The sequence below is a fragment of the Janthinobacterium sp. HH102 genome (assembly GCF_001758625.2).
GTDB lineage: Bacteria > Pseudomonadota > Gammaproteobacteria > Burkholderiales > Burkholderiaceae_D > Janthinobacterium.
Window position 1 is genome coordinate 5,851,157 of record NZ_CP062062.1, and the last position, 13,624, is coordinate 5,864,780.

General features: G+C 63.7%; 11 protein-coding genes. 4 read left to right on the plus strand and 7 right to left on the minus strand.

Annotation, left to right across the window (positions count from 1 at the left end):
* The first annotated feature begins 6 nt into the window (after positions 1 to 6).
* Positions 7 to 1,209, plus strand: coding sequence for a DUF418 domain-containing protein (locus tag JAB4_RS26615; protein WP_227742046.1), 1,203 nt, complete (start codon positions 7 to 9; stop codon positions 1,207 to 1,209).
* On the opposite strand, the gene JAB4_RS26620 is transcribed toward JAB4_RS26615, so the two are convergent.
* The 3 genes from JAB4_RS26620 to JAB4_RS26630 form a co-directional block, all read right to left on the minus strand.
* On the minus strand, positions 1,200 to 2,453 hold the full coding sequence (locus tag JAB4_RS26620; RefSeq protein WP_070224311.1) for a cyanophycinase: 1,254 nt from the start codon (positions 2,451 to 2,453) through the stop codon (positions 1,200 to 1,202). The two genes, JAB4_RS26615 and JAB4_RS26620, sit on opposite strands and share 10 nt — an antisense overlap.
* Positions 2,454 to 2,601: 148 nt before the next feature.
* Positions 2,602 to 5,361, minus strand: coding sequence for a TonB-dependent receptor (locus JAB4_RS26625; protein ID WP_070224275.1), 2,760 nt, complete (start codon positions 5,359 to 5,361; stop codon positions 2,602 to 2,604).
* A 32-nt stretch (positions 5,362 to 5,393) separates the two neighbouring features.
* Positions 5,394 to 6,395 carry a MurR/RpiR family transcriptional regulator gene (locus JAB4_RS26630; protein WP_070224274.1) on the minus strand — a complete coding sequence of 334 codons (1,002 nt, stop codon included), beginning with the start codon at positions 6,393 to 6,395 and terminating at the stop codon, positions 5,394 to 5,396.
* Positions 6,396 to 6,570: 175 nt separating this feature from the next.
* On the opposite strand from JAB4_RS26630, the gene JAB4_RS26635 reads away from it, so the two are divergent.
* Positions 6,571 to 7,731 carry a succinylglutamate desuccinylase/aspartoacylase family protein gene (locus JAB4_RS26635; protein ID WP_227742047.1) on the plus strand — a complete coding sequence of 387 codons (1,161 nt, stop codon included), beginning with the start codon at positions 6,571 to 6,573 and terminating at the stop codon, positions 7,729 to 7,731.
* A gap of 18 nt (positions 7,732 to 7,749) precedes the next feature.
* The gene (locus tag JAB4_RS26640) at positions 7,750 to 9,138 is read left to right on the plus strand and encodes a putative basic amino acid antiporter YfcC (protein WP_162995779.1); all 1,389 of its coding nucleotides are present in this window, start codon (positions 7,750 to 7,752) and stop codon (positions 9,136 to 9,138) included.
* Between the two features lie 24 nt (positions 9,139 to 9,162).
* Here the strand turns inward: JAB4_RS26640 and JAB4_RS26645 are convergent, their stop codons facing one another.
* The gene (locus JAB4_RS26645) at positions 9,163 to 9,588 is read right to left on the minus strand and encodes a GNAT family N-acetyltransferase (protein WP_070224310.1); all 426 of its coding nucleotides are present in this window, start codon (positions 9,586 to 9,588) and stop codon (positions 9,163 to 9,165) included.
* A gap of 166 nt (positions 9,589 to 9,754) precedes the next feature.
* Complete coding sequence (locus tag JAB4_RS26650) at positions 9,755 to 9,952, minus strand: hypothetical protein (protein ID WP_070224271.1); 198 nt, start codon at positions 9,950 to 9,952, stop codon at positions 9,755 to 9,757.
* Between the two features lie 265 nt (positions 9,953 to 10,217).
* Between JAB4_RS26650 and argH the strand changes: the two genes are divergently transcribed.
* Positions 10,218 to 11,615 (plus strand): argininosuccinate lyase, encoded by a 1,398-nt coding sequence (gene argH / locus JAB4_RS26655; protein ID WP_070224270.1) that lies wholly within the window; start codon positions 10,218 to 10,220, stop codon positions 11,613 to 11,615.
* 59 nt (positions 11,616 to 11,674) lie between these two features.
* Here argH and JAB4_RS26660 read toward each other — a convergent pair whose 3' ends face one another.
* Positions 11,675 to 12,643, minus strand: coding sequence for an IS1595 family transposase (locus tag JAB4_RS26660; protein WP_070308408.1), 969 nt, complete (start codon positions 12,641 to 12,643; stop codon positions 11,675 to 11,677).
* 92 nt (positions 12,644 to 12,735) lie between these two features.
* Positions 12,736 to 13,392: a hypothetical protein gene (locus JAB4_RS26665; protein ID WP_070224268.1), complete on the minus strand. Its 657-nt coding sequence runs from the start codon at positions 13,390 to 13,392 to the stop codon at positions 12,736 to 12,738.
* Positions 13,393 to 13,624 lie beyond the last annotated feature (232 nt).

The window sequence follows — 13,624 nt, forward strand, 5'->3', positions numbered from 1 at the left end:
GCCGCCATGCCAACCCCGCCCGCGCGCATTGCCGATGTCGACGCCCTGCGCGGCTGCGCCCTGTTCGGCATTTTGGTGGTCAATATCGGCGCCTTCGCCACACCGTGGTTCGGTCTGGGCATGACCGATCCCGCCTTTCACGGCGGCGTCGACCGCGCCACGCATTTCCTCGTCGCGCTGCTGTTCGAGACCAAGTTCTACCTGCTGTTTTCCTTCCTGTTCGGCTACAGCTTCACATTGCAGATGCAGGCGGCCGCGCGCGCCGACGCGCCGTTCGTGCCGCGCATGCTGCGCCGGCAGGCGGGCCTGTGGCTGATCGGCGCCCTGCATGCCGTGTTCCTGTTTCATGGCGACATACTGACCACCTACGCCGTGCTGGGCATCGTGCTGCTGGCGCTGCACCGTTGCGGCGAACGCCAGGCACTGTGCCTGGCCCTGGTGCTCGTCACCGTCTGCGCCGCGTTCTGGGCAGGCATGGCCTGGCTGCAAAGCCTGCAGCCGGCGGGCGACGCGGCGGACAACGCCGTGGCGATGGCGCAAAAGGCGGCAACGGCGCTGGCCGCCTACCGCGCCACGCCGGCCGCCGTCGTCAATCAGCACTTGCGCGAACTGAGCGACATCTGGATCGTCCTGCTGCTGGTGCAGGCACCGTGCGCGCTGGCCATGTTCCTGTGCGGCCTGGCCGCCGGCAAGCGCGAGATGCTGCTGCACGCGGCCGACTATCTGCCGCTGCGCCGCCGCCTGCTGTGGGCCGGCGCGCTGGCAGGCCTGCCCGGCGCCGCCGTATATGCCTGGACCTCCGTGTATGGCGAGAGCCAGGCATGGCAGGTGGCGGGACTGGCCGTGGGCCTGGCAAGCGCGCCCCTGCTGGCGGGCGCCTACCTGGCATGCGCGCTGACCCTGTTCGAACGGCTGCGCGACGGCACGCTGTTTGCGCTGCTGGCCGATGCGGGCCGCATGGCCCTGTCGAACTACCTGCTGCAGTCGGCCGTCTGCGCCTGGCTGTTCCTCGCGTATGGCGCGCGCTTGATGGGCAGCGTCTCGCCGCTCGGCGCGCTGGCGCTGGCCGTCATCATCTTCAGCCTGCAGCTGCCCCTGAGCCGCTGGTGGCTGCGCGGCCACGCCTATGGCCCCGTCGAATGGCTGCTGCGGGCCCTGACGATCGCCGCGTGGCCGCGCTGGCGGCGCGCCAGTGCAAGCTACTTGTAGCGGTACAGCGGCTGGCGCAGCTGGATGGGGCGGATGTCGAGGCGCAGCTTGAGCACCGAATACGCTTCCGCCTCGGTCGAGCTGTAGCCGACGCTGTTGACCGTTTTACTGAAGCGGAACTCGAAGCCCAGCTCCGGGTACGGGTCGCGCGGGTTGCCGAAGGCGATGCCGATGGCTTCCTGCTGCGCGTTGTCGATCAGGTTGCCCATCAGGTCGAGCACGGCGTTGTTGCCGAGGATATCGTTGGTAAACACGGGCTCGCGCATGTCGGGCTGGTTCGGATCGAGCTTGTTGTCGGCCTTGTCCGGCGAGGGCGTAAACACGCGCGTGACGAGGTTGAATTTGTCGCCCCGGTCCAGATAGCTGATGGCAGCATTGCTGATATTGAAATTTTTCACGCCGCGGTCGCTGATGGCGCCCGACAGGTCGATCAGCAGGGCGCCGCTGTAGCCGATCACTTCCACGTCGCGCATGGCGTCGACCACCATGGCGCTGTTTTCATCGATACCCAGTCCCAGGTGATAGCCTTTTTTCAGCATCACGGGAATCATGCGCGCAAAGCGCCCGCGCACCAGCAGATGCTGGTCCACAAAAACGTCGCTGCCGATGAAGCCCAGTCCGGGCGCGATCTCGCGGCCATCCGTGACGCCCATCTTGAGCATGTCGAGCACGGGTTTGGCATCGTAGAACATGGTGGTGCTCATGATGGCCGCGCCGGCGCTGGAACCGGCGATCACGCCGCCGTTGCGGTAGACCGACCAGATGGCTTCCAGCGCGGCCGTGCGGCTGCCGTCCGGGCGCAGCAACGCTTGCGTGATGCGCCCCTGGTCGCCGCCGGCAAAATAGATGCCGGTGGCCGACTTGATCTGCGTGACGATGGCCGGATCTTCGGCCGCCTTGCGGTAATCGCGATTGGCCAGCTTGACGGCCAGCGGCACGAAAAAGGCGTCCGCACCATATTGATTGAGCTTCCTGATGATGCTTTCACCCGATTTTTCCGGGTTCATCGCGGCCGAGGCCAGCACGGCGATGCGCGCGCCCGGACCGCCCGACAACTTGACGATGCGCTGCCACACTTCGGCATTGTCGGCGCGCAGGCCGCCGCCGATGATGACGAGCGTACCCTGCGGCGCGCTGCCGATGGCGCTGCCGCCGGGCGCCGCCACGGCATGGAAGCTGCACAATGCCAGCGCGAACAGCAGCGCGGCGCAAAAGGTGTGGTACCGGATTGAGAATAATTTCATGATGCCTTTCGAATACAAGGAAAGGGGCGCGCACTTGTTGATACCGGCGCGCGCCCTTGCTGCCAAAACTGCTGCCTGCCACCCAACTGCATCGAACTACGATACTACTTGCCGCATATGACAGCGTTGTTGCGGTATCTCCAGTTTTTTACTTGAAGCTGTAATTGGCGCTGGCGTAGAAGCGCCGGCCGCGCGGGTCGGCGTAGCTGGGGTCATAGCCGGACAGGAAGAAAAATGCCTGGTTCGAGTATGGCGGACTGGTATTGAACAGATTCTGTATGCCGGCGCGCAGCTTGAACTGCTGGCTGACCGCATACGCGCCCGACATGTCCCACAGCGTGTAGGCCTTCACGCGGTTCGGCTTGACCACGCTGCCGTCGTCCGTGTTGATGGCCGAGTTCTGGTCATCGTAGCCGCTCGAATACGTGTTCGACAGGCTGGCCGAATACGGGCCATTGTCCCAGTCGAGGGTGATCGTATGGCGCCAGCGCTGCACCACGCCGTCCGTGACGAACTTGTTCAGATTGCTGATGAAGACATCGCCAGGGCTGGTCTGGATTTTTGAGCCGAGCACATAGGTGCCGCTCAGATGTCCGCCAAAGCGTCCCCACGCCGTTTTCACGCCATGCAGATCGGCCGTGATATCGATGCCCGAGGCTTTTTGCGCACCGCGGTTTTCCTTGCGCAGCTCGATGTAGCGGATTCCATTGTCTTCGTCGCGGTGTACGAGATTGCCGTACTTGGACAGGTTGGACAGGATGATGTCGTCGCCGATTTCGCTGATCAAATCCGTGCGCCTGATGTTCCAGTAGTCGGCACTGAAGGTCCAGTGCTGGCCGGGTTCGAGCACCACGCCGGCCGTGAACTGGCGGCTGCGCTCCGGTTTCAGCTTGTCGTTGCTGTAGCGGCGCGTACGCCAGTTGTCGGCGCAGACGGAGTAGTCGTTGTTCTCGGCTTCGCAGTACACGGGATCAGGCAGGGTCGCCGTCTGGCTGTAGACAGTGGGCCGATGCAGGTCCGACATCGACGGCGCGCGGAAGCCCTTGCCGGCCGAGGCGCGCAGCAGCACCTCCTTGCTGGGCATGTAGGTCAGGCCGATCTTCGGACTGAGGGCGCCGCCCACTTGCTGGTAATGGTCATAGCGGCCGGACAGCTGCGCCTGCCATTGCTTGCTAAACGGCAATAGCAATTCACTATAGATGGCCTGCACGTTGCGGCTGTCGCTGGTGGCCACGCCGCCTTCGGGCGCGTCATCGTTGGTGATGTTACCGCTCATTAGCAATGCGGATGGCCGGAAATCCGTGCGCTCGCGCCGCACTTCGCCGCCCACCGCCAACGCCATGTCGCCGCCGCCCATGGACATCAAGGCACGCGACACCTTGAAATCGAGCGCATCCATGACGCCGCGCGCGTGCCGCACTTCGTCGTTGACCTGGATGCTCTCGAGCAGCGCCTTGCCCGCCGCACTGGAGGGGCCGAAGGGATTGATGGTGCCATCCGTGATGCCCTTTTGTAGCTGGTCTGCCAGGAGGTAGCCGTGCGTGTCCTTGTCCCTGACCACATTGACACTGTGATTCAAGCCCACGTCGTAATCCCAGCCGCCCACGGTGCCGGTGGCGCCCACCACGTAACGCTGGCTTTCGCTGGTCAATTCGCTGGTGCGCATGCCCGCTTCGTTCAGGCGAATGCGCAGGGCCAGCGTGCCGGTCAACCCGACAGCGTTCAGCTGCGGCACCATGCTGGCGTCGATTTCGCCATCCGGCCGCGCTGTCGATCCCACGTAATAGCTGCGCGAGCGGCTCAGTGCCACTTCCGCATACAACTGGTGATCGTTATTCAGTTTCAGCACGCCGCGCGTGAGCAGGTTCTGCTTGTCCGTTTTCGGATACAGCTCTGTGTCGCCCATGTAGTTATAGGTACACGCATCGACGCCGCCCGTGCCGGCAGGCAGGTACACATTGGCCGGTCCGCTGCAGCCTGGAATCGACAGATTAATCAGGCGATTCGTGATCGGCTGGCCATTGAGCAGGAAGCCCTGCTCCTGCAGGTAGTCGCGCTGGTCGCTGGAGAGGCGGATATTTGCCGGACTGGTGTAACTGGACAGCAAATGGCCGAGGCGTTCCGGCACCTGCAGGTGCGGAATGAACTTGCGCTGCGAGGTGCTCAGACGGTCGGTTTTTTGCAGGTCGACCACGGCAAAGATATTGTAGCCATCCGTGGCCAGGTCGCCCGTGCCGGCCGTGATGCTGGCCGTGCGCTTGCCGGCGCCGCCTTCCTGCGTGCCGCTGCCGTAGGCGTTCAGCTCCACGCCCTGGTAATCCTTGCGCGTAATAAAATTGATGACGCCGCCGATGGCGTCCGTGCCGTACAGGGCCGAGGCGCCGTCGAGCAGCACTTCCACGCGCTGCAGGGCGGCGGCGGGAATGTTATTGAGGTCCACGCCCGCATCATCGCCAGGCGAGGCAAAGTTGGCCATGCGCCGGCCATTGAGCAGCACCAGGGTCGACGAGGTGCCCACGCCGCGCAGGTTGGCGCTGTTGAAGCCGCGCTGGTCGCCGCCCACGTTGATGCTAACGCCATCGGTCAGGCCGCCCACGTTGGCCGAGACGCGCGCCATCAGCTCGGCCGCCGTCGTCACGCCCGCCTTTTCGATCTCGGCCCGCGTGATGATCTGCACGGGCAGCGCCGTCTCCGACTCCAGCCGCTTGATGGCCGACCCCGTGATTTCCACGCGCTGCATTTTTTTCGGCGCCGGCTCCACATCCGGTCCCTGCTCTTGCGCCTGCGCGCCGCCGGCCAGCATGCCCAGCGCCGCCGACACGCTCAGGGCCCCCAGCGCCAGCCGCACGCCTTGCGCCAGCACTGATTCGCGTGGCAAGGAGCCGCCGTCCTGTTTTTTCATCTGCATTGTCATTCTCCCCGGATGTTGATGCCTGATTTTTATAATGATTTTGGGACTGCCTTGCGTTGCTTTGAAGCTGTTTTCCGCGCGCCTTGCACCCCATGTTCGCCGCCATACAGATAGGCGGAGATGACTTCGCTCAAGCGGGCCGCTTTTTCTACGTTCTTCCTGTTCGATACCATCAGCGCCACGGCCAGTGCCTCGATCATGGCCAGCGCCGTGCTGGCGCTGCTGGGCAGGACGGGATGCGCGCTTTGCGCATACAGCGCGTGGTCGGCCAGTTCGGCCAGGGGCGACGCGGGCGAGTCGGTAAGCGCCACGATGCAGGCGCCGCGGTCGCGCGCAAAGCTGGCCAGGCCGATGCAGTCGAGCGTGTAGCGGGGGAACGAGATCACCACGAGCACGTCCTGCGCCGTCAGGTTGACCAGGTGACCGGCCGCCACTTCCGAGCCGCCGATGCCCACCACTTCCACCACGTGCGGGCAAAACGGCTGCAGATGCTGCACCAGCATGCCCGCCAGGTTGGCCGACAGGCCGAAACCCATCACGTACACGACCTTGGCGCGCGTCAGGCGGCGCACAACGGCCAGCATGGCGGGCGGCGACAGGGCATCGGACGTGGCGGCGATGTTCGCGGCCGCATATTCCAGGCTTTCCGTGATGGGCGAGGTGGCGCGCGCGCGCCGTTCTATCGTGCGGCGCAGTTTGTCGACCGGCTGCAGCAGCGATTGCAGGGTTTCGGCCATGGCGCCGCGCATGGCCGAGTAATTCTTCTGACCGATATCGCGCGCGAAGCGACTGATGGTGGCCGTCGACACCTGGCAGCTGTCGGCCAGTTCCTCGATGCCCAGCGCCGTCACGCGCATCTGGTTGCGCAGCAGGTAATCGGCGATCTGCCGCTGCGAAGCCGAGCCGCCGGCCAGCACGTGCATCAGCGCCTGCCCCAGCGGCGATTGCGCGAAGGCGGCATCGGGCGACGCCAGCGTGGTGGCAAGTGGCGTGGGGGCGCTGCTTCTGGCAGGACTGGCGGATGCTCTCATATCACTGGCGGCCTGTATTCTTGGGCACTGCTGATCACTGGCGGAGGGGGAAATCGGGTCGCTGGAACTTACTGTACTCATATCAAAAAGAAAACTCAACAAATATTTGTAAAAGGATTTTCATTGATTTACTTCGTGAAAATATTGCTACATAATCGACCGGAATCCATCAACCATGCACCTTTTCGGGGCGCCCACCATGCAAGTACAGCAGCATTCCATCTCCACCGCGCACGCCAGCATGTCATGCCAATTGAGCAGCTTCCACTTCGGCACCGCGGCCGCCACCAGCTGCAGCGGCAAGAAGGTCTACATCCAGGCGGCCCTGCACGCGGACGAGGTACCGGGCATGCTGGTGTCGCAATTTTTGCGCCGCGAACTGCTGGCGCTGGAAGCGGCCGGCAAGGTGCACGGCGAAATCATCCTGGTACCGGCCGCCAACCCGATCGGCCTGGCGCAAGCCATCCATGGCGCGCCGTTCGGCCGTTTCGACCTGACCACCGGCATCAACTTCAACCGCGCCTACCGCCACGTGGCTAATGAACTGAAAACCACGCTCGATGGCCAGCTGGGGCAGGATGCGCAAGCCAACGTGGCGCTGATACGCGAGCACGCGCGCGCCGCCGTCGCCGCCTGGCGGCCGGGCACGGATGCGGAGACGCTGAAGAAAACACTGCTGGGCATGGCCATCGACGCCGACATCGTGCTCGACCTGCATTGCGATAACGAAGCGGCCCTGCACATCTATACGGGCACGCCGCTGGCGGCACAGATCGCGCCCCTGTCCGCGCTCCTGGGTGCGCGCGCCGTGCTGCTGGAACTGGCGGCAGGCGAAGAGCCGTTCGACGAAGCCTGCAGCCGCTTGTGGTGGGATCTTGACGCGCACTTCGGCGGCCGCTATCCGATTCCCGCCGCCTGCCTGTCGACCACCGTCGAACTGCGCGGCGAGGTGGAGGTGAGCTACGCCCTGGCCGAACGCGACGCCGCCGCCCTGCTGCGCTTTCTCGCCATCGAGGGCGTGCTGGACATCGCCGGCGCCGGCGACGACCTGCCCGTGCCGCAATGTACGCCAACGCCGCTGGCGGGCGTGGAACCGATTCTCGCGCCGCATCACGGCGTGCTGGTCTACCTGCGGGAAATGGGCGACGTGCTGGCCGCCGGCGACGCGGTGGCCGACCTGATCGACCCCGTCAGCGGCGAGACGACGACCTTGCGCTGCACGGTCGCCGGCGTCTTTTTTGCGCGCAGCGCCCACCGCCACGTCCTGCGCGGCATGAACGTCGGCAAGGTCGCAGGCAGCATCGCCTTCCGCGGCGGCAGCCTGCTGAGCCAATAAATGTCACAAAAAAGCGCCATGAGAACATTCAAGCTCCCCAATACCTTCGTCCTGCTGTGCGCCATCCTGGCCATGATCGCCCTGGCGACCTGGCTGGTGCCGGGCGGGAAATTCGACACCCAGCTGGTCAACGGCAAGCAGCTGATCATCCCCGGCACGTTTCATTACGTAGCCAACAAGCCGCAGGGCCTGGCCGCGCTGATGATGGCGCCCATCAAGGGCTTCGTCGACGCCAGCCTGATCATCGGCTTCGTGCTGATCGTCGGCGGCGCCTTCGCCGTGCTGCAAAAAACGGAAGCCTTCGATTCGCTGATCAAGGCCATCGCCAAGGCGCACACCAGTTCGCGCTTCGTGCGCGCCGCCATCATCCCCGTCTTCTTCACCATGTTTTCGCTGGGCGGCGCCACCTTCGGCATGAACGAGGAAGCGATTCCCTTCATCCTGATCTTCGTGCCGCTGGCCCTGGCCCTGGGCTACGACACCATCACGGGCGTGTCGATTCCCTTCATCGGCTCGCAGGTGGGCTTTTCCGCCGCCTTTTTAAATCCGTTCAACGTCGGCATCGCGCAGGGCATCGCCGGCGTGCCGATCTTTTCCGGCATCGGCTACCGCCTGATCGTGTGGGCCATCGCCACGGCGGTCAGCATCGTGTTTTTGATGTGGTACGCGGCGCGCATCAAGCGCCATCCGGAAAAAAGCCCGACCTACCTGCTCGATATCGAAAAGCGCAGCGAACATTCGATGGACCTGGACAGCTTTGCCGGCATGACGCGCACGCACCGCGCCGTGCTGTGGATCTTCATGGCAACCTTGCTGACGATGGTCGTCGGCGTCGTCAAGTACGACTGGTTCATCGATGAAATCGCCGCGTTGTTCCTGGTGATGGCCATCATCGTCGGCCTGGTCGGCCGGCTCGACATGGACAGCCTGGTCGCATCCTTCGTGCAGGGCGCGCGCGACATGGTCAGCGTAGCGCTGGTCATCGCGCTGGCGCGCGGCACCATGATCCTGGCGCGCGACGCGCAGATCATCGACACCATACTTCATGCATTGACGCCCCTGGTGGCCTCGTCGAGTCCCGTCTTCGCCGCGCAAAAGATGTTCTTCATGCAGTCGGTGATCAACTTCTTCATCCACTCGGGCAGCGGCCAGGCGGCGCTGACCATGCCCATCATGGCGCCGCTGGCCGACCTGGTCGGCGTGACGCGCCAGACGGCCATCCTGGCCTTCCAGTTCGGCGAATTCACCACGCCGATGATCCCCACGTCCGGCATCACCGTCGGCGTGCTGGCGCTGGCGCGCGTGCCCTGGATCACGTGGGCCAAGTGGATGATCCCGCTGCAGCTGATCTACCTGGTGCTGGCGCTGCTGCTCTTGATTCCGCCCTGCCTGATGCACTGGCAGTGAGCGCCGGTCCAGCTGCTCAGGCAATCAATGCTGGTAGATATCCGACACATACCGCTCCATCAGCGTCTCCGGCCTGAGCGGCGCCGTAAAGCCGTAGCGTGCATACAAATCATGCGCCGTGCTGGTGGCCAGCATGAAACGGCGCAAGCCCTGCAAACCGGGATGCGCCGTCACGGCCTCCATCAGGCGCTGGCTGTAGCCACGGCCGCGGTATTCTTCCAGCACATACACGTCGACCAGATAGGCAAACGTGGCGTAGTCGGTGACCACGCGGGCGAACGCCACCTGACGGCCGGCCAGCGTGCCGCCAAAGCAGAGCGAATGGTCGATCGCGCGCTGTACGGTAGCCAACGGGATGCCGATGGCCCATGTCGATTGCGTGCTGAGAAAATGGTGAATGGCTGGAACGTCGAGTTCCGCCTTGTCGGTGCTGATCATCAAATGTGACATCGCGCTGGCCCTGCTATCGTTGAAAAACACGATCATCGGCCTTTTTGCTGCGGCTGTCACCAGGGCTCGATAGAACCGGGGGCGCCGCCCGTTCTGCCTGTCCGTGATGCGGTGTTGCTGTTTGCTGCCAATGCTTCTTGTACTGCCTGCAATCCCATCGCCACGCTTACAGGGCAGCTTTTTCTTCGGCGCTCAAGTGCTTGGCGCTGACGTACACCGTGTGCATGGTGGCTTGATCGGCGCTGGCGGCGATGGGGGCCGGCGCGGCGCGGAACTTCGGCACGGCGGCGGTGGCCAGGCTGGTGGCGGCAGCGACGGCGATGATGGCAACGAAGATGGCTTCCATGTTTTTAGCGATGTTCATGATGGTGTCCTGTGAGTGGCTGGTTGTGTGCTGCGATGATTGAACTGTAGGCCGATCCCCCCTGAACCGCCATCGGATTGCGACCAAACGCACGATTCGCGGGACAGAATACAAAAAGCCCGGATGAAACGCACAACAGGCACCCGGCGTGGCATTTGAGGCTGGCCAGCCCCATTCCTGGCCATTTCAGCGCCCTGCAAACCCCTAAAAGCCCTACCGCCGGCCAACCTTGTTTATAATCGCCGTACACTAAAGGACTTCTTTCATGACTGATCAATTCTCCAAAAAGGGCGAAGCCTGGTCGGCCCGGTTTTCCGAACCGGTCTCGGACCTCGTCAAGCGCTACACAGCTTCTGTATTTTTTGACAAGCGCCTGGCGCTGTTCGACATCGAAGGTTCGCTGGCCCATGCGGAAATGCTGCATGCGCAAGCCATCATCAGCCCGGCCGACTACGCTGAAATCCAGCGCGGCATGGCGCAAATTTCGCAGGAAATCGCCGCCGGCCAGTTCGAATGGCTGCTGGACCTGGAAGATGTCCACCTGAATATCGAAAAACGCCTGACCGAACTGGTAGGCGATGCGGGCAAGCGCCTGCACACGGGCCGTTCGCGCAACGACCAGGTGGCCACCGACATCCGCCTGTACGTGCGTTCCGCCATCGACGACATCAGCGCCCTGCTGGCGACGTTGCGCAGCGCGCTGACGGACCTGGCCGAACAGCATGCCGACACCATCATGCCGGGCTTCACCCACATGCAGGTGGCCCAGCCGATCACTTTCGGCCACCACATGCTGGCGTACGTCGAAATGTTCGGCCGCGACGCCGAGCGCATGGCCGACTGCCGCAAGCGCGTCAACCGCCTGCCGCTGGGCGCCGCCGCCCTGGCCGGCACCACCTTCCCCATCGACCGCCTGCGCGTGGCAAAAACGCTGGGCTTTGACGACGTGTGCCACAACTCGCTCGACGCCGTCTCGGACCGCGACTTCGCCATCGAATTTTGCGCCGCCTCCGCCGTGCTGATGATGCACGTGTCGCGCATGGCCGAAGAGCTGGTGATCTGGATGAGCCCACGCATCGGCTTCATCGACATCGCCGACCGCTTCTGCACCGGCTCGTCGATCATGCCGCAAAAGAAAAACCCGGACGTGCCGGAACTGGCGCGTGGCAAGACGGGCCGCGTCTACGGCCACCTGATTGGCCTCTTGACCCTGATGAAAGGCCAGCCGCTGGCCTACAACAAGGACAACCAGGAAGACAAGGAACCGCTGTTCGACACCGTCGATACCGTCATCGACACACTGCGCATCTTCGCCGACATGGCCGGCGGCATCACGGTGAAACCGGAAGCGATGCGCGCGGCGGCCCTGCAAGGCTACGCCACGGCGACCGACCTGGCCGACTATCTGGTCAAGAAAGGCTTGCCATTCCGCGACGCCCATGAAGCGGTGGCCCTGGCCGTGCGCGCCTGCGTCGACGCCGGTTGCGACCTGGCCGACCTGTCTTTGGCCCAGCTGCGCGCGTTTTCGCCGCTGACCGGCGAAGACGTTTTCGAGGTGCTGACCCTGGAAGGCTCCGTTGCCGCGCGCGACCACGTGGGCGGCACCGCGCCACGCCAGGTACGCGAAGCGATCGCCCGCGTGCGCACGCAGCTGGAAAAATAAAACCGGTTCTTGCCGGCAAGCGCCCCGCTGCAGCGATGCAGCGGGGCGTTTTTCATTGGCTATGTCACCATCAGATGTGGGAATGCTCCCAGAGTTGCCTTCAATAATGTTTCCGGCGACCGGATACGCCCGGCGTCCAGTATCCAGCGCCAGCCCAGGTAATTCGGCAGATAGCGCGTCGCCACGCCGTGAAAGGGGCGTAGCCATGCCCGCAGGCGGCTGTGATATGCATTGACGTTCTGTACATGCGCGGCGCCCTGCACGCGGATGCCTGCGCGCAAATTGACGGCCTGGTGGCTGATCCCCGCTTCCTTGGCAAAGGCGCGATAGGCGGCATGGCCATCGGTGAGCAACAGGATATCCTTGTCGATCATGGGCAACAAATAATGGCGCACCTGCGCCTTCGTCAGCGCCCCTTTTCCGGTGACGAAATCGAGGGTTTGTCCCGTACGGTCGCGCGCCACCAAGATGCAGACCTGCTCATTGGAAATGCCACGCCGGCGGGCATGACCGCCACGGCGGCGCGCCGGACGGGTCAGATGCCGCGATCCCTTTTCCGACTCCAGCACATACAGCTCGTCCGCTTCGGCGATGCCATGCAGGCAATGGGGCCGGTCCGTCTTGGCCAGGCTTAAAAACCGGTGGCGCCAGCGAAAGGTGGTGTTGCGGTGCACGCCCAGCTGTAACGCCGCCTTGCGCACGGAATCTGATGCCAGCAGGCAATCGGCGTAATCAAGCCACAGTGATTTATGGCGCAAGCGCGCCAGCGGCGTGCCGGTGAGTGCATTGAAGGTGCGGCCGCACGGCACGCAACGGTAGCGCTGCAGTCCGTGCGCATGACCATGCAGGTGAGCATGACTGCTATTGCAGGCAGGACAGTGCAACCGCTGCCGGGCCACGCTTTCGATCAGTGCCGCAGCAGCGCCCTGCGGTGCGCTTCCTCGCAGCAGAGCGATGCCCGCCAGGCGCTGGCGACGGTTCAGTACGGCGAACTGGGCGATGAAGGTTTTCCATTGAGCTATCTGCATGAAAGGCTCCCGTTTGTCTGCGATGCACAGTCAGACAGCGGGGATACAGGAAGATTCCTGAACTTCCCCTACTTAACGGGGACAGAGCCTTTTCATTGTGCGACGATTTTCGACAATACGGAAAAGGCCGCGCCCGTCTGCGACGCTTCCAGCAGCAAGGTCAGTTCCGTATACGTGCAAATGATGTTGATCAGGTTGATGCGCTCCCAGGCCAGGCGCTTGAGGATGGCGTGATACACGCCCGGCGTATAGCAGGTTTCGGCCGCCAGGTGCAGGGTCACGGCCGTCACCCGCTCCAGGCGCGCCAGTTCCTGCTCTTCACCGAACACCTCCTCCACCAGCGCGTGCAGCGAACGGCTGCAGATCACCATCACCTCGTTGACGCCGCGCGTAATGGTGATGAATGTGCCCCGCTGGGGCGCTGCCAGCGCCAGCAACTGGCGCTGGCAGGCATACGTCTGGTCGGAATAGCGGTAGGTAACAACCATCAATTCGCTGCGCGTGGACAGTTCGCCCGCGCGGTGCGCCAGCACAATCTCGCCGTTTTTCTGCTGCGGCATCCGCTCGGCCAGGCGGCGCAGCGCCATCACCACGGCGGCCTGCCCCACCGGTTTCCATAAGTCGGTCTGCAATTGCGGCTGCAGCTGGCGCGCCAGCTCCGACAGGTTGAGCAAGCCACGGCCCAATCCCTCGCTGAGAAAGGCCGATTCCATCACGATCTGTTCCACTTTGGTCGCTATCGAAAGCATAGTTCGTCGGGCCGGTGATTCCGGTGCACGCACCAGGAGCCGGCAACCCTTCCTGAAAAAAAGATGCACTGCGCCAGCGGCCGCGCCGGGCGGCGCGGTCGGACTTACAGAAAAGAATCCCCTCGCGGGGGAAGAGCCGGCTGGCGGCCGCTAGGAAGGCGGATGCAGCATGAGTGCCGCTCCAGAGGGGAAATGGCTGAAACCAACAGCAGAAAACAGAACTGACGTCATG